Here is a 17054-nt window from a genome sequence, read left to right as displayed (position 1 = left end):
CAACACTGCGGCACCAATTAAGCAGGGTAATTAGTCGCCTTGGCGATTCTCGCCACGGGTGGTTAAAAATTCGCGCACATATTCTGGCACCACTTTACTGGCTAAACCGTAGTGTTTTTCATCAAACTGGCTCTCGACTTGACTAGGCTCCAGATTTAACTCGACGGTATGAGCGCCGTGCAAGCTTGATTCATGAACAAACCCGGCGGCGGGATAGACATGCCCGGAAGTGCCAATCGAAATAAAGAAATCAGCTTCAGCCAGCGCCTGATAAATTTCATCCATTCCCATCGGCATTTCACCAAACCACACAATATGGGGGCGCAAGGGGGATGGAAATTGGCAACAATGGCAGCGCTCGTCCGCACTGAGGTCACCCGGCCAGTCCAGCACTTGACCAGACTGCGTACAGCGGACTTTCAGTAGTTCGCCATGCATATGAATAACGCGTTTGCTACCCGCCCTCTCATGCAAATTATCTATATTCTGAGTAACCAGCACAAAGTTATCACCCAGCACCGCTTCTAAATCAGCGAGTGCAAAGTGGGCGGCATTCGGCGCGATATCGGGCTGCTGTAACTGACGGCGGCGTGCATTATAAAAAGCTTGAACCAGTTCAGAGTCACGGCGATAGCCTTCCGGGGTCGCAACATCCTCCACCTGATGCTCTTCCCACAAACCATCCGCCGCACGGAAAGTCCGAATGCCCGATTCAGCCGAGATACCAGCCCCGGTCAGAACCACCACAAATGGCTTCTTCATTTCTGAAGTTGCGGCACTGTCTCGATGAAAAATACGGGAGCGAAAACGTTGATGCCGCAATTGTTTATTCTTGCGAAACCGACATAGCCGATGGCGAATGCGCATAACTTTTACCTTTTATGGGTAACATTATTGATAATAACGACTATTACTTAGACAAATGCAGGAACGCCGCCCCACGAACACCGCCCGCATCACCATAACGCGCTTTTTCAATGCGCGGCAAGCGGGCTACTCGCAATAAATGCTGAGGTAAGCGTTTTGGCAGTTCCTGATAAATGTGCTCGAAATTGGATAATCCCCCGCCAATCACCACCAAATGGGGATCCAGCATGGTTAATAAATTGCCCAGGCATACCGCCAGTACATCCATAAAGCGCTCAACATGCGCCACAGCCTTGGATTCACCGTCATTATAGTTAGCAATGATTTCAGTCGCGGGCAAGGATTGCTGATTGAAGTGTTTATACATCCATTCAAAGCCGCGCCCTGAAATGTAATTCTCAATACAGCCGTTATGGCCACAACCACAAGGCACCCGTGGAATATCGGCTCCGAGAATATCCAGCGCATCTACCGGCAAACGAAAATGACCAAATTCGCCCGTGATATGGTTCCGCCCACTGACAATGCTGCCATTCACAATCAGACCGCCGCCGACACCCGTGCCGAGAATCAACCCTAATACCGTAGGATAACCACGGAATTCAGGGTCCCAAGCTTCAGACAGTGCAAAGCAGTTGGCATCATTATCAATGCGAACTTCGCGCCCAATTAATGTGGAAAGGTCACTTTGTAAGGATTGGCCCATTGCCGCGGGCACATTCGCCGTGAACACCGTGCCATCATCCGCATTTGGCAAACCGGGAATACCAATACCTACGCTGCCTTTAACCCCACAAAATTCATCAGCTTCCAGCGTTAAATCCTGCAACGTTTGCAGTAGTTGTCGATAATCCTCACGCGGCGTAGGGACCCGCTTATGCCAGATTCGTTGCAGGTTAGCATCAAAAACACCTAACTCAATTTTGGTGCCACCCATATCAAAACCGTAATACATAAGCTTGCCCCTTACCCATTATTGTCCAGAGAAATTATTGTCAATTTGACTTATTTTTAGATTATTTTATTGCCAGCTCAACTATTGTCCACTCAACTATTGTCCACTCAACTATTGTCCACTCAACTATTGTCCACTCAACTATTGTCCGCTCAACACCCGCGCCGGATCAATACGGCTGGCACGACGAGCCGGATACCAACTGGCAATTAAGCTCAACACCAACGCGGTTGCCAGCACACAGGCCACATCAAACCAGTGTAATTCTGACGGTAAAAAGTCGATGAAGTATATATCGCCCGACAAAAATTGGTGCCCGACCAGTTTTTCTAACCCACGGATAATGTTGGTTAATTGCAAAGAAACAATCACCCCCACCACCGTCCCGCTAACACTGCCGATAAGCCCCGCCAGCAAGCCATACCACATAAAAATGGCGCGAATGAGGCCATCTTTAGCCCCTAATGTGCGCAAAACTGCAATATCGCTGCTTTTATCTTTAACGGCCATGACCAGTGTGGAGACAATGTTAAAACTGGCCACCCCAATCACCAGCACCATAGCTAAATACATGATAGTACGGATCATTTGAATATCGCGATACATATAGCCATAGGTGCCAATCCAACTGCTGATATAAACATAAGCATTGGAAACTTCACCGGCGCTGCGCACCAGTTGATTGGCGTTGTAGACATCATCCACCTTGATGGCTATACCAGTGACACTGTCACCCATATCCAGATATTGCTGGGCATCACTTAAAGGCACCAATGCCAGGCTATGATCCAGTTGTCCGCTCAATTGAAAAACGCCCGCTACCTGCAAGCGAATGCGCTTAGGTTGCAGCAATTTCATCTCAGGGTCGCTATTGGGGATCATCACCGTCAGCCATGACCCCTGCTTCACACCCAGCGCATCGGCCAGACCTTTACCTAAAATAATCTGCTGCTGACCAGCTTTGAAATTATCCCAAGCATGGTCAAGGACAAAACTGGGTAATGCACTGAGATGCTGCTCGCCCTCAGGATCAACCCCTTTGACCTCTACCGCACGTAATTGAGTGGCATTTTCAATCAAGCCGGTGAATTTGATATAAGGTGCCGCCGCCACAATACCGGGCACTTTTTCAATCCGCTGTAGAGTTTGTGCCCAGCTGCTAAATGGCTGATTGACGACCGCAATTTCACCATGAGGCACCACCGCCAAAATACGGTTTTTTAGCTCACGTTCGAAGCCGTTCATTGCACTTAAGCCGACGATCAGCACCGCAACACCCAGGGCAATGCCCAAGGTAGATATCACCGAAATCAGTGACACCATGCCGCCGCGACGGCGGCCACGGCTAAAACGTAAACCGATTAACAGTGAAAGTGGCGAAACGCCCATTCCCATCGCCACTATTGCGCCCCCACCAACGTCAAATGTTGCTGTAGCTGACCGTCACGCATTTCCAACTGGCGGCTCATGCGCTTAGCCAATTGCAAATCGTGGGTGACGACTAAAAATGCCGTCCCTTGACGAACATTCAATTCACCTAACAAATTAAAGATGCTATCGGCATTCCGCTGGTCAAGGTTACCGGTCGGTTCATCGGCCAGCACCAGCGACGGGTTATTGACCAGTGAACGCGCAATCGCCACCCGCTGACGTTCACCGCCAGATAACTCCGACGGGCGATGTTTACTGCGTTTTTCCAACCCCACCGCCGCCAACATGGCGTGGGCTTTATCCTGCGCTTCGCTCGGTTTCGCACCGCCAATCAATAGCGGCATCGCCACATTTTCCAATGCAGTGAAATCGGGTAGCAAATGGTGGAATTGATAGATAAAACCTAACTCGCGATTGCGCAACTCAGCTTTTGCGGTAGAGGACATTTGATTCAGTGAACGCCCTTGATAAATCACTTCGCCGGAGGTGGGGGAATCCAGCCCACCTAACAAATGTAATAAGGTACTTTTACCCGAACCAGAACTGCCGACAATCGCCATCAGCTCACCGGCTTCAATGGTAAACGACACATTGCGCAACACGTCGGTATACAGTTGGCCTTCCTGATAGCGTTTACACAGGTTTAAGCACTGTAATAAAGGATGATTACTCATAGCGTAAAGCCTCGGCAGGTTGTGCGGCGGCAGCGCGCCAGGAAGGGTAAAGCGTAGAAAGCAAAGCAATCGCCATCGCCAACAAAGCAATCACGGTCACCTGAACCGGGTTAATCTCGACCGGCAAGCTGGCACCATCAATCAATAAGCCGAGAACTGGAATAATGGTGTTCAATTGGCTGGCAAGTAAGATGCCAAGCCCAGCACCCAGCAAGGCACCAATCACCCCAGCGGTGGCCCCCTGCACCATAAACACCAGCATAATTTGCCGGCGACTTAGCCCTTGGGTTTGTAAAATAGCCACTTCGCCCTGTTTTTCCATCACTAACAGGCCGAGCGAGGTAATGATATTAAAGGCCGCGACAGCAATAATCAGGCTAAGTAACAGCCCCATCATGTTTTTTTCCATCCGGACTGCCTGGAAAAGCTCGCCTTTACGCTCGCGCCAATCTTTCCATACCATCCCCTCGGGCAAAGCTTGTTGACCCAAACTATCGACGGCCAGCGGCTGTGAAAGGAATAAACGCCAGCCGGTAATGTTACCCGCGGGGTAGCGCATTAGGCGTGATGCATCCTGCTGATTAACCAACATTTGATAGCCATCTACCTCACTGTCAGCGGCGAATGTTCCAATAATATTGAACAAGCGCTGGCTGGGAATACGCCCCATGGGGGTAAATTGGCTGGCACTCGGCACCATCAAACGCAGTGTTTCACCGCGTTTAACCCCCAATTGACCGGCCAATTTTTCACCGAGGATGATATTGTAGCTCCCCGGTTGTAAATCCTTTAGATGCACATTGACCAGGTAGTCACTCAGAGGCTCATGCTGATTGGGGTCAACCCCCAGCATCACCCCAGCGGCTAGATTGCGCGCACTTTGTAGCACCACATCGGCGGTGGTCAATGGTACGACGTCGGTGACGCCCGTCAGTGATTTCAGTGATGAAGCAGGCATTTTGTTCGGGTCGAGAGAACCTTGTGGCGTGGTAATTAGCGCCTGTGGCATCAGCCCCAAAATGTTATTCTGCAAATCGCGCTCAAAACCATTCATCACAGATAGTACGGTGATCAATGCCATCACTCCCAGAGTGATGCCAATGGTAGACAGCCATGAAACAAACCGACCAAAGCGGTCAGATGCACGCCCGCGCATATAACGCAGGCCAATAAATAATGCGACAGGTTGATACATGAAATCTGTTTAGATCCTGTTGCTAAAGCAAAGTGATCAAGGATAATAAAGGGTACTACCGCTTTATGGAACCATTAACCGCCTATATCCTTCATCTTTCAAGTTACAGGCGTGTTGGCCGCGCTCGTTTACCCGAATCACTTACTTTAGTAAGCTCATCGGGATTTTCTCGCTTGCCGCCTTCCTGCACCTTGAGATCTATTGGATATATCTCCGGCTTTTATTGCAAATAAGAGCGCCAGTCTGTGGCTATGTCTTCTCACGTGCTAGGATAGCCGCCGAGATAACTCGTCCTGATAAAGAGACTGTTTAACTGCTTATGTCCCAACAACATCGTTATTCATTGCCGACGCGCCGTGGCGACACCCGCCAGTTAGGTCAGTTGACTGGTTCAGCTTGCGCCGTCGAGTGTGCAGAAATCATTGAGCGCCATGATGGCCCGGTAATGTTAATTACCCCGGAGATGCAAACGGCACTGCGGCTGCGTGATGAGATTCAGCAGTTTTCCCCTCGTCCGGTGAATACCCTCTCCGACTGGGAAACACTGCCTTACGACAGTTTTTCTCCTCATCAGGATATTATTTCGGCGCGCCTTTCCTGTTTGTATCACCTTCCGACTATGGAACGCGGCGTTATTATTCTCCCGATTAATACTTTGATGCAACGGGTTTGCCCGCACGCATTCCTGCATGGCCATGCGTTGGTGATGAAAAAAGGCCAGCATCTATCACGGGATAAGTTGCGCGCTCAGCTTGAACAAGCAGGATATCGCAGTGTCGATCAGGTCATGGAACACGGCGAGTTCGCCACCCGTGGGGCCTTGCTTGATTTGTATCCGATGGGCAGTGAAGAACCCTATCGCATTGATTTTTTTGATGATGATATTGATAGTTTGCGTGTATTTGATGTGGATTCACAGCGCACACTGTCAGAAGTTGAGCACATAAATTTACTGCCCGCTCATGAATTCCCGATAGATAAAATCGCCATTGAATTATTCCGCAGCCAATGGCGGGAACAGTTTGAAGTGCGCCGTGATGCAGAATATATTTACCAGCAAGTGAGCAAAGGCATCTGGCCTGCTGGTATTGAATATTGGCAGCCGCTGTTCTTCAGCCAGCCATTACCGACACTTTTTAGCTATTTGCCTGAAAATACCTTATTGATCAATACCGGTGATTTGGAAAACTCGGCAGAGCGTTTCTGGTTGGATGTTAACCAGCGCTATGAAAGCCGCCGTATTGACCCGATGCGCCCATTGCTGGCCCCAGAAACCTTATGGTTGCGGGTGGATTCACTCTTTAGTGAGCTAAAAGAGTGGCCGCGAGTTCAGTTTAAAACGGCAGAATTACCAGCAAAAACCGCCAATACCAACTTACTTTATCAAGCGCTGCCCGATTTAGCGGTACAGGCGCAGCAAAAAGCACCGTTGGATAATCTGCGGCGCTTTATTGAGTCATTCAGCGGTAGCGTGGTGTTCTCGGTGGAAAGTGAGGGGCGGCGCGAAACCCTGCAAGACCTGCTGGCGCGGATAAAAATCAGCCCGACCTTGATAACCGAGTTAGCTCAGGCTAGCGCCCCCGGTCATTATCTGATGATTGGTGCCGCTGAACGCGGCTTCCTCGACCGCGAAAAACAATTAGCGCTGATTTGCGAAAGTGACTTGCTGGGCGAGCGCGTGAGCCGCCGCCGTCAAGATAATCGCCGCACCATCAACACCGATACTCTGATCCGCAATTTGGCGGAGTTGCGCCCCGGCCAGCCGGTGGTGCATCTGGAACACGGTGTTGGCCGCTATCTGGGCCTGACCACCTTAGAAGCGGGCGGCATTAAAGCTGAATACCTAATATTGACCTATGCCGGTGAAGATAAACTCTATGTGCCGGTCTCCTCATTACACCTGATCAGCCGCTATTCCGGCGGAGCCGATGATAATGCACCGCTGCATAAATTGGGTGGTGAGGCCTGGAGCCGCGCCCGGCAGAAAGCCGCCGAGAAAGTGCGTGATGTGGCCGCCGAACTGCTGGATATCTATGCACAGCGCGCCGCTAAATCGGGCTTTAAATTCAAGTTGGATAAAGAACAGTATCAGCTGTTTTGCCAAAGCTTCCCATTCGAAACCACGCCGGATCAGGAACAGGCCATCAATGCGGTGCTCAGTGATATGTGCCGGCCACTGGCTATGGACCGCCTGGTGTGTGGGGATGTCGGTTTCGGTAAAACCGAAGTGGCTATGCGAGCGGCTTTCCTGGCGGTGGCGAATAATAAGCAAGTGGCGGTCTTGGTGCCGACCACCCTGCTGGCCCAACAGCATTTTGACAACTTCCGCGACCGTTTTGCTACCTGGCCGGTGCGGATTGAAATGATGTCCCGCTTCCGCAGCGCCAAAGAGCAGCAAGTGATTTTGGAACAAGCGGCTGAAGGGAAAGTCGATATTATTATTGGCACCCACAAATTGCTGCAAACTGATTTGCGCTGGCAAGACCTTGGGCTGTTGGTTGTCGATGAAGAGCACCGCTTTGGGGTACGCCACAAAGAGCGAATCAAGGCGATGCGCGCCGATGTCGACATTTTAACCCTCACCGCCACGCCAATTCCGCGCACATTGAATATGGCAATGAGCGGCATGCGTGATTTATCCATTATTGCCACCCCGCCCGCGCGCCGTCTGGCGGTAAAAACCTTTGTCCGTGAGTATGATAGCTTGGTGGTGCGCGAGGCGATTCTGCGCGAAATTCTCCGTGGCGGGCAGGTTTATTACCTGTATAACGACGTGGAAAATATCGAAAAAGCCACCCAGCGACTCGCTGAATTAGTGCCGGAGGCGCGCATTGCCATCGGCCACGGCCAGATGCGTGAGCGGGATCTGGAGCGGGTGATGAATGATTTCCATCATCAGCGTTTTAACGTGTTGGTCTGTACCACCATTATTGAAACCGGCATTGATATTCCGAGCGCCAATACCATTATCATCGAGCGCGCCGATCACTTTGGTCTGGCGCAGTTGCACCAATTGCGCGGCCGGGTTGGGCGTTCCCACCATCAGGCCTATGCTTACTTGCTCACGCCGAACCCGAAAGCCATGACCACCGATGCCAAAAAACGGCTAGAGGCAATTGCGTCACTGGAAGATCTCGGTGCTGGTTTTGCCCTGGCAACTCATGACCTTGAGATTCGTGGGGCCGGTGAGCTATTAGGTGAAGATCAAAGTGGCCAAATGACCACCATCGGTTTCTCTCTGTATATGGAATTACTGGAAAGCGCGGTTGATGCGCTGAAAGAAGGCAGAGAGCCGTCGCTGGAAGATTTGACCAGCAATCAGACCGAGATTGAAATGCGTATGCCAGTGCTGCTGCCGGAAGACTTTATTCCTGATGTGAATATCCGGCTTTCGTTTTATAAGCGAATCGCCAGTGCGCGCAGTGAAACTGAACTTGATGAGTTGAAAGTCGAGCTGATTGACCGCTTTGGTAAACTGCCCGATGCAGCCCGCTATCTGTTGCATACAGCAGAATTGCGCCAACAGGCCCAGAAATTGGGTATCAAACGTATTGAAGGTAATGAACGCGGTGGCTTTATCGAGTTTGGTGATAAGAACAAAGTGGACCCGGTTTATTTGATTGGTTTGCTGCAACGCCAACCACAGATATACCGTCTGGAAGGGCCAGCCAAACTGAAATTTATCCAGGATTTAACTGATCGGACACAGCGGTTGAAGTTTATCAGTGAACTGCTGGCGGCATTTGCTCAGCATAGAGTGGCTTAATATCAAAAGGTTAGCGCGGGTTTCAGCGGTGAGAAACCCGCGCTAATGTTAATGCCACTCGCTTAAAAATCATGTTAAGCGATCAGAATTAACACTATACCGCGGGTTCTTGATACAAGGTCTTGGACAACAAATTTTGTATTATGCTTGTTTGTTCAGTATCAGTTGACCATTTTTATCGATTGGAATCTGCGTGCCTGGATCACGATCCATGCGAATTTTTCCCTGCTGATTACCAATTTTGTAGGTTACGTCATATCCCAACATTTTCTGTGACTTATCGTAAACAGTTTGGCAACGTTGTTGGGTGGTGGTGTAAGTATCACTGTCCTGCATATTACTTTGGACGCGGTTACCGGCATATCCGCCTGCCAGCGCGCCAGCAACTGTCGCAATATCTTTACCCCGGCCGCCACCTACCTGATGGCCCAGAACGCCACCGGCAACAGCACCCAAGACTGAACCCGCAATTTGATTTTCGTCCTGCACCGGCTTACGGTGTGTCACTGTCACATTACGGCATTCCTGACGAGGCGTTTTTATCGTCTCTTTAATCGGTGTCGCAGCAAGAACTTGTGCATATTGCGGCGCGCCGGAGAAGACATTCATACTCGCGACAGCGGCAATTCCCAAAGCAGCCGCAATACCGATACCCACACCTGCTAACATTGATTTGTTCACAGGAAATCCTCCTGAAAGTGTTACCACGCATCTTCTGCCCCAGAGCTTCAAAATGAAAACAAAGGCCTGACAGCATCCGGCATTCAGGGCTACCCCTTATTCCCGGATTACGGCGTGCGTGACTCGCCGTGTGTTTCTACGAAGAAGTCTGCACAATGTGCTTCAACCTAGCAATAAGATAAATGGACGAAACACCCAGATAATAGGTGTGAATGAATGTGTTTAGGAGGAATCTGACTGCGGTGATTTATTGCTGTAGAGTTTTATGCTGAAAATTTGACATTACGTGCGAATAGCTTTAGCAAAACGTGCGCAATTGTGAAGTTGATGACGACTCCGCTTATCACTCAGTGAGGAAGGGTTTACCGCACCTGGGGGCGCTCCGGCGACTTACGTCGCTTGTATCTTAGACCCTGTGGTGATTAGCTATCACCACACTGAAACAGAGAGAGTTTCATCAAAACGCCGCTAAGGGAAAACCTTGAGTCGTAGAAAAAACCCTCTGTTTCACCTTTCACGCCAGCATAAATCTTGAACGGTTACCAAGAGCTATGACTCTGAATGAACAAGCAAAACAGGCGTGATGGTTTCTGTGAAAGGAGGTAAACCATGTATCACGTTGGGATTGATGTCAGTAAGGCAAAACTGGATATCTGTTTGTTGGCTGATGGACTGGACGGTAAACGAAAAACAAAATCATTACCCAATGGCATCTCATCGGCAGAGGCAGTCATAAACTGGTTGGTGATGCAAAAACGCGAGCCAAAACAGGCGCGTATCGTTATGGAAGCCACCGGTATTTATCACGAACACTTAGCGTATGGTCTGCATAGAGCAGGGGTCAGTGTGTCGGTCGTTAATCCCTGCCGAATTCGTGAGTTTGCCAAAGGAATGGGGATTTTAACGAAAACCGATAAGGTTGATGCCTATGTTTTAGCCTGTTACAGCAGCCTGAAACAGCCGCAGGAATGGCAGCCCCCGTCAGAAGAAGTCAGAAAGCTCAGGGCATTACTTCAACATCGTGATGTGTTGTTGGAAGACAAATTACGCACAGAAAATCGTGTGAAAACATTGAGTTCAACACAAGCGCCGGAAGAGGTCATGATGTCACTGTCTTTGATGATAAATCATCTCAAAGATGAACTGGCAAGAATAGAGTCCCTGATATCAAAGCATGTGGATAATCATCCGGGGCTGAAAGATGACCTTGCGCTACTGACCTCGATAAATGGCGTGGGCGCCCAGACAGGGCTTAATATGTTGGCAGAGCTGCGGGGAAATACGTTTGAAAGTGCATCGCAGGCCGCGGCTTATCTGGGTGTTGTACCGATAGAGCGGCGTTCAGGGAGTTCGGTGCGTGGAAAAAGCCGGTTATCGAAGACAGGCCCGTCAAAAATCAGGGCAAAACTATATATGGCTGCATTAACAGCGATAAGTAAGAATATGCATGTAAAAAATCAATATGAACGGCTGTTACTCAAAGGCAAGGCAAAAATGCAGGCTTTGGGAGCGGCGATGCGGAAGTTGGTGCATCTTTGCTATGGCGTGCTGCATACGCAGCAGCCATATAGTCAAGATTACGGAATGGTGACAGAGTAAACGTGTTGACAAGCAAGACGGTTACTACGACCCCAACGGCACGATTCCCCTTCAGTTGACTTTATCAGCAACCAGAAACCGCCGCCATAATTAACTGGCAGCGGTTTTTTGCGAGGAGAATTAGTGGAGTTTCAGGCGCGGGCGTATCACCCGGTTAATCCCGCCCACCAGCATCATCAAGCCCGTCTTGGTATAGCCATGTAATGCCACTTGATGCATCCGATACAGCGAGATGTAAACAATACGGGCAACACGGCCTTCCACCATCATAGAACCGCGCATCAGGTTACCCATCAAGCTACCAACAGTACTAAACTTAGACAGTGATACCAATGAACCATGGTCTTTATAAATGTATGGCTTCAAAGGTTGCTCATTAAGCAATGCCAGAATATTACTGTAGCAGCGGCTGGCCATTTGATGTGCTGACTGCGCGCGTGGCGGTACAAAACCACCACTAGGTTGTGGGCAAGAAGCACAGTCACCAATAGCAAAGATATTCGGATCACGGGTGGTTTGCAGTGTCGGCTCCACCACTAACTGATTGATACGGTTGGTTTCCAGCCCGGCGATATCTTTCATAAAGTCCGGTGCTTTGATACCCGCCGCCCAGACCATCAGATCAGCATTAATAAACTCGCCGTCTTTAGTATTCAGGCCCTTTTTATCAGCGCTGGTCACCATAGTTTTGGTCAATACCCGGACGCCAAGTTTAATCAGTTCCTGATGCGCAGCAGCTGAAATACGTGGCGGCAATGCTGGCAAAATACGTTCACCCGCCTCCACCAAAGTGACATTCAGCGCTTGATTGTCCAAGCCCTCAAAACCGTAGCTATGCAACTGTTTGACCGCATTGTGCAGCTCAGCAGACAGTTCCACACCGGTGGCCCCGCCGCCAACAATCGCGATATTAACTTTGCCTTTGTCACCCGGTTGCGCTGAATACTTCAGGAACAGGTTGAGCATTTCATTATGGAAACGGTGCGCCTGATGCGGGTTATCAAGGAAAATACAGTTATCTTTCACACCCGGTGTACCGAAATCATTCGAGGTACTGCCCAGCGCAACCACTAAAATGTCATAGGTTAATTCGCGTTGGGTCACCAGCACATCGCCGTGCTCATCGCAAATTTCAGCCAGACTAAGGGTTTTAGTTTCACGATTGATGTCAGTTAACGAACCCAACTGGAAATTAAAGTAATGGTTACGCGCATGAGCCAGGTAGCTCAATGCATCAACACCATCATCCAGAGAACCGGTCGCGACTTCATGCAGCAGTGGTTTCCACAGATGGCTATGATTGCGGTCAACCAGCACAATCTCGGCTTTTTTGCTGCGGCCCAGTTTATGGCCCAGACTGGTTGCTAGCTCAAGACCGCCAGCACCACCACCAATAATAACGATTTTTTTCTTCGCCGTTGTCAAAATGACCCCCTAAATGTGAACCAATTGTTAGCTAAGGGTAAATGAATAATATCCTTAGATAACATAGGGTTCACTGATGCTAATTCAATAAACTAACGTCAGAATATCATGCAGGGTTATTTGGTCATACCAAAATTGATATATATCAATTTTTTTTGATTAAAGTGCCAGCATAGGGATTTTTTCTGGAATAAGATTCAAATAGTTAGCGCTTAGTCACAGTTTATAAATTTTCTATTAGAGGGGAAGTAAAGCGCTATTTTGCGATTTTTAGTCATAAAAATGGCCTGAAAAAAGCAAATGAAACTCTTTTTTCAAGCCAAATTGCACAGAATCATGAGTTTTGCAATTAACCAATCTTTAACAAAACACCGATTAATTTGACTATATACCCGAGGTCATTCGAGTTGCAGGAAGGCGGCAAGTGTTTGAATGCTGCTTTAAGCATAACGGGCATGACTAACCCAGTGTTTTAAATGCCTTGATCCGCTGAAGATGAGGAGAAAGATCTTTAAACTTGTGGCTCTGTTTCTCATCCCAGACAATTTCATAATAAGGGTGCAGATCACCGGCGGTCACTTGGCTATCGAGCATTTCATCATTGCGCGACAGCACCACCAGGCAACGGTCACGGTTTTTCTCACGGAAATCACTGACACACTTACTGGCAATATCCACATACTCTTCCGGGCGATCAATCTTGCCGTTCATATTGTTTTGCGGATAAAGATTTGGATTGAATGCAACCTGGCGGATCCCACACAGGAAACCAATACGTTCAGCCCAAAAGCCCCCTAACCCCACACCACAAATCAATGACTTGGCATCTCCGCCCTGCTGAATAGCTTTATCCACTTCTTTCAGCAAATGCTGCATATCATGGCGAGGATGCAAAGTGCTGTAGCTGATAAAACGCACATCCGGGTCAATGAATTGTAATTGCAGGACTTTCTCGTGATTACCCGGGCTGTTGGAATCAAAACCATGTAAATAAATTATCATATTTATCCTCGCGACTTATTGGGTATATAACTTCCCAATAGGCTCTTATGTTCATCCCAACGTTCGCTGAGTGCCGTTAATGCCTTATTCGCCTGCTGCCAACGCGATGATGCCATCAACGCCTGACGGTCAAACTGTCCAGAATGATACAAGCCTGTGAGTTGGTCTGCTTTGACTGGAGACAGGTTATCTAACACACTCACTGCGCCCTGACGGTTATTACACACCAAAATCATATCGCAGCCAGCATCCAGAGAAGCTTGCCCACGCTCGGCGTAGCTGCCCATGATAGCCGCGCCTTCCATCGACAAGTCATCAGAGAAAATGATGCCCTCGAACCCTAACTCTTGACGCAATATATTTTGGAGCCAATAGGCCGACCCACTAGCAGGCCGCGCATCAGCTTCAGTATAAATCACGTGAGCGGGCATGATGGCATCCAGTAATCCCCGCGCGATCAGTTCGCGAAATATAACCATATCATGTGTGAGGATTTCTGCCAGTGGGCGATTATCCCGCGGTGTTTCTTTATGTGAATCAGCCGCCACCGCCCCATGTCCTGGGAAGTGCTTACCGGTCGTTTTCATCCCTGCGCTGTGCATCCCACGAATAAAGCACTCGGCCATATTCTGCGCTTGCTGCGGGTCACTGTGGAATGAGCGCTCACCGATGGCGGCGCTGACATGACCAATGTCCAGAACTGGGGCAAAGCTAATATCAATATCCATTGATATCATTTCGGCGGCCATCAACCAGCCCGCCTCTTGTGCCAACTGCGCCGCCGTGGCTGCATCATTAATTGCGGCAAAAGACTGGGCCGCAGGCAGACGAGTAAAACCATCACGAAAACGCTGTACCCGCCCCCCTTCCTGGTCAACTGCCACCACTAAACGCGTGTGAGATGCCGCCCGGATCTGGCGGACTAACTCATGTAATTGCTCGGCATCATGAAAATTGCGGCTGAATAAAATCAAGCCGCCCACCAGCGGGTGCTTTAAAATCTCACGTTCTTCTGCATCCAGCTCATAGCTGGCAACGTCTAACATTACTGGACCCACAACAACCTCACATAATTCCCCTTCGTTCTTGAAGCTGCTCTTTGGGGAATAGTTGGAAATAAAATCAAAATGATAAATTAAACTTTTGGCGCAACGGCGCGGCCCATTGCAAAAATTCACTGTTGCCGGTCTGCTGCCAGCGCACCTCAAACCACATCAGCATCAGGTAATCAACCCACGGCAACCAGCGCCGCACCTGGCGGGATAGGCGGTCAATATCATGGTAACCCTGCTCATTGCCGCAATAGTGCTGTAAAAAAACCTGTTGCTGCGGCGCTGACCAATCATTGCCACAAAACAAGGCGGCAATATCAAGGGCGATATCGCCATCAGCAGCATATTCCCAATCAATTAGTTTGAGGCCAGTTGATGTTGCCAACAGATTGCCTGGGTGAACATCCATATGCAGAGGCGCCAGTTTTAAGGGTTGGGGCTGTGATCGGCGTAAAAAATCCCGATGTAACCGTAACCAACTGGGTGAAAGACGTTTGGCATCAATCTGCCGGGCATAACGGATAAGCTGAGCACAGAGATCCAGACGATAACCACTGGGAGGTAAATGATGCAAACGGGTTAATAGCTGTGCCAACTGACCATTAACTGATAATTCAATGAATTGCGCGCTAGTGACAACGTCACCTTCAAGCCAATTGACCACTAGCCAGTGCTGATTTGCTGCAATAATCGCCGGAGCTAAATGGCAACCCGCGACATGCCGCAATAACTTGCGCTCCCGTCGTCGGTCCACACCTAACTGAGTTTTCTGGACTGATTGCTCACGCGCCAGCCAATCAATATTTGGCCCAGTGTCTAATGAATGAATACTTGATGGATAAACAATGCGCCAACTTTCACCGGTCAGGCCAGACACCGGGCTAATGTGCCAATCTGCCTTAATAAAATCGGCGGCATTTATAAGACCGCCGGCGGTGTTCGCCGCGGGTCTTATACTGTCAATTAGCGCATACAGAGAAGAATCAGCGATTAACTGGACCATTACCTGACCAGATGATTTCGCCGGTTTGCGCCTGCATCAGTTGCATTTTAATGGTCGGTGACTTCACATCACCACTGACATCGCTGTACAACACATACTGAGCACCGACATAGCGAGCCAGGCCAATAGCTTTGCTGCGCGAACCGAGACTATCTTCTTCCGATAACCCTAAAGTTTGCTTAGCGACAGCTAATTGCTGCGGCGAGATCAATACAAACTTTTTATTTGATGACAGCACTTGATGTAAGGCCGAGGTCGCTTTCGCCGTTTGCAGCGCGCCATTGGTATTATTTTTGACGCTATCAAGGAGCAATATACTGCCGTTTGTTACATCATTGCTGTTCACCATTTGCGCAACTAAGGGTTCTACGCTGGCGGCCCAATCAGTCGGCTGCTGCATTTTGGGCGGTGGCGGCACAGTGTCAACCGGCGGAGGCGTTTCAGTCACAGGGGGCGTAACGGGTTCGATGGTCACTGGTGGCGTAGTTGGCTGAACCGGTGGCTGAGTTATACACCCCGTCAGCACCAGTGCCGCCAGAGCCACAGATAAATACCTTTTCATTGTCCCACTCCAAAGTGTGGCTATAAGAATAGATAAACACGCGCACTGCGTGCATTAAAATTATTATTAACTGATTGAATTTCAACATCATTGTCTGGCTCAATAATAATAGACCGTGGCGCTTCCAGTGGCGGCACGTCTAAGCCCTGCGCATCATACCAATAAAAGCGGTAGTTTATTTTTATCGGTTTATTCTGGCTATTGGTCATCACCGAGCGCGCCACATTATGACCATCGGAGGTTGAAATTGCCGGTTGAGAAGCCAAAATGCCCGCCGTTAATACTGACGAATCCATTACCACCGTTTGCTGCTTATTCACCGCAATCCCTTTCGGGCTGCTGCACCCCAGCAATGTCGCTATACACGCGAACACAATTAGCGGTAATAAATGCGTTAGCGGTAATAAATGCGTCAGCGGTAATAAAAACGCCTTTACAGGGCGCATAGGCTTACCTCAATTAAACTCAAAAAATCATGCTATGACTTATGTGATAGCAATGACCCCAAATCACGGCCACCGACCAAATGCATGTGGATATGGTAAACCACCTGCCCGGCATGCTTGTTGCAGTTGATAATCAGACGATATCCATCTTCAGCAATACCTTCCTGCTCTGCAAGTTTAGCAGCCACCGTGATCATTCGACCCAATGTTGCTTCGTGTTCTGCTGTGACATCATTCACAGTTGGGATAAGAATATTAGGAATGATTAAAATATGGGTGGGTGCCTGTGGGGCGATATCACGAAACGCGGTGACCAATTCATCCTGGTAAACCACGTCGGCAGGGATTTCACGGCGAATAATTTTGCTGAAAATCGTTTCTTCGGCCATAACGCAT

At 49.2% G+C, this 17054-nt stretch carries 15 protein-coding genes; 2 read left to right on the top strand and 13 right to left on the bottom strand.

The features are described from left to right. Positions 1-30: 30 nt before the first annotated feature. From cobB to lolC, 5 genes are all read right to left on the bottom strand, one after another. Positions 31-867, bottom strand: coding sequence for a Sir2 family NAD+-dependent deacetylase (cobB, locus tag FTA91_RS14255; protein WP_145536215.1), 837 nt, complete (start codon positions 865-867; stop codon positions 31-33). Between the two features lie 43 nt (positions 868-910). Then, the gene (nagK, locus tag FTA91_RS14250; RefSeq protein ID WP_050116376.1) at positions 911-1822 is read right to left on the bottom strand and encodes an N-acetylglucosamine kinase; all 912 of its coding nucleotides are present in this window, start codon (positions 1820-1822) and stop codon (positions 911-913) included. A 141-nt stretch (positions 1823-1963) separates the two neighbouring features. After that, positions 1964-3211, bottom strand: coding sequence for a lipoprotein-releasing ABC transporter permease subunit LolE (gene lolE / locus FTA91_RS14245; protein WP_145583527.1), 1248 nt, complete (start codon positions 3209-3211; stop codon positions 1964-1966). A gap of 11 nt (positions 3212-3222) precedes the next feature. Next, complete coding sequence (gene lolD, locus FTA91_RS14240; protein WP_145536214.1) at positions 3223-3927, bottom strand: lipoprotein-releasing ABC transporter ATP-binding protein LolD; 705 nt, start codon at positions 3925-3927, stop codon at positions 3223-3225. Continuing rightward, the gene (gene lolC / locus FTA91_RS14235) at positions 3920-5122 is read right to left on the bottom strand and encodes a lipoprotein-releasing ABC transporter permease subunit LolC (RefSeq protein ID WP_145583522.1); all 1203 of its coding nucleotides are present in this window, start codon (positions 5120-5122) and stop codon (positions 3920-3922) included. Before lolC ends, lolD begins: the two co-directional genes overlap by 8 nt. Before the next feature lie 319 nt (positions 5123-5441). On the opposite strand from lolC, the gene mfd reads away from it, so the two are divergent. Continuing rightward, on the top strand, positions 5442-8888 hold the full coding sequence (gene mfd, locus FTA91_RS14230; RefSeq protein ID WP_145583520.1) for a transcription-repair coupling factor: 3447 nt from the start codon (positions 5442-5444) through the stop codon (positions 8886-8888). A 141-nt stretch (positions 8889-9029) separates the two neighbouring features. Here mfd and FTA91_RS14225 read toward each other — a convergent pair whose 3' ends face one another. Then, complete coding sequence (locus FTA91_RS14225; protein WP_038632304.1) at positions 9030-9569, bottom strand: glycine zipper 2TM domain-containing protein; 540 nt, start codon at positions 9567-9569, stop codon at positions 9030-9032. A 609-nt stretch (positions 9570-10178) separates the two neighbouring features. On the opposite strand from FTA91_RS14225, the gene FTA91_RS14220 reads away from it, so the two are divergent. Continuing rightward, a complete protein-coding gene (locus FTA91_RS14220) occupies positions 10179-11168 on the top strand; it encodes an IS110 family RNA-guided transposase (protein ID WP_145536211.1) in 990 nt (329 codons plus the stop codon). Between the two features lie 120 nt (positions 11169-11288). On the opposite strand, the gene FTA91_RS14215 is transcribed toward FTA91_RS14220, so the two are convergent. The 7 genes from FTA91_RS14215 to hinT all read right to left on the bottom strand — a co-directional run bounded on the left by FTA91_RS14215 (position 11289) and on the right by hinT (position 17047). Next, positions 11289-12593, bottom strand: coding sequence for an NAD(P)/FAD-dependent oxidoreductase (locus FTA91_RS14215; protein WP_050115771.1), 1305 nt, complete (start codon positions 12591-12593; stop codon positions 11289-11291). A 459-nt stretch (positions 12594-13052) separates the two neighbouring features. Next, complete coding sequence (gene ycfP / locus FTA91_RS14210) at positions 13053-13595, bottom strand: alpha/beta hydrolase YcfP (protein ID WP_050115770.1); 543 nt, start codon at positions 13593-13595, stop codon at positions 13053-13055. Positions 13596-13597: 2 nt separating this feature from the next. Continuing rightward, the gene (gene nagZ / locus FTA91_RS14205; protein WP_145536210.1) at positions 13598-14653 is read right to left on the bottom strand and encodes a beta-N-acetylhexosaminidase; all 1056 of its coding nucleotides are present in this window, start codon (positions 14651-14653) and stop codon (positions 13598-13600) included. Between the two features lie 64 nt (positions 14654-14717). Then, positions 14718-15650, bottom strand: coding sequence for a thiamine kinase (gene thiK / locus FTA91_RS14200; protein WP_080983617.1), 933 nt, complete (start codon positions 15648-15650; stop codon positions 14718-14720). Next, entirely contained in the window at positions 15631-16212 is a 582-nt protein-coding gene (lpoB, locus tag FTA91_RS14195; protein ID WP_050115768.1) for a penicillin-binding protein activator LpoB, read from the bottom strand. Before lpoB ends, thiK begins: the two co-directional genes overlap by 20 nt. 20 nt (positions 16213-16232) lie before the next feature. Next, positions 16233-16658 (bottom strand): YcfL family protein, encoded by a 426-nt coding sequence (locus FTA91_RS14190; RefSeq protein ID WP_145583518.1) that lies wholly within the window; start codon positions 16656-16658, stop codon positions 16233-16235. A 32-nt stretch (positions 16659-16690) separates the two neighbouring features. Further along, a complete protein-coding gene (gene hinT, locus FTA91_RS14185; RefSeq protein ID WP_050115766.1) occupies positions 16691-17047 on the bottom strand; it encodes a purine nucleoside phosphoramidase in 357 nt (118 codons plus the stop codon). Between the last annotated feature and the right edge of the window lie 7 nt (positions 17048-17054).

The organism is Yersinia thracica, from assembly GCF_902170565.1.
GTDB classification, from domain to species: Bacteria; Pseudomonadota; Gammaproteobacteria; order Enterobacterales; family Enterobacteriaceae; genus Yersinia; species Yersinia thracica.
This window is presented reverse-complemented; position numbering and strand designations above follow the sequence as displayed.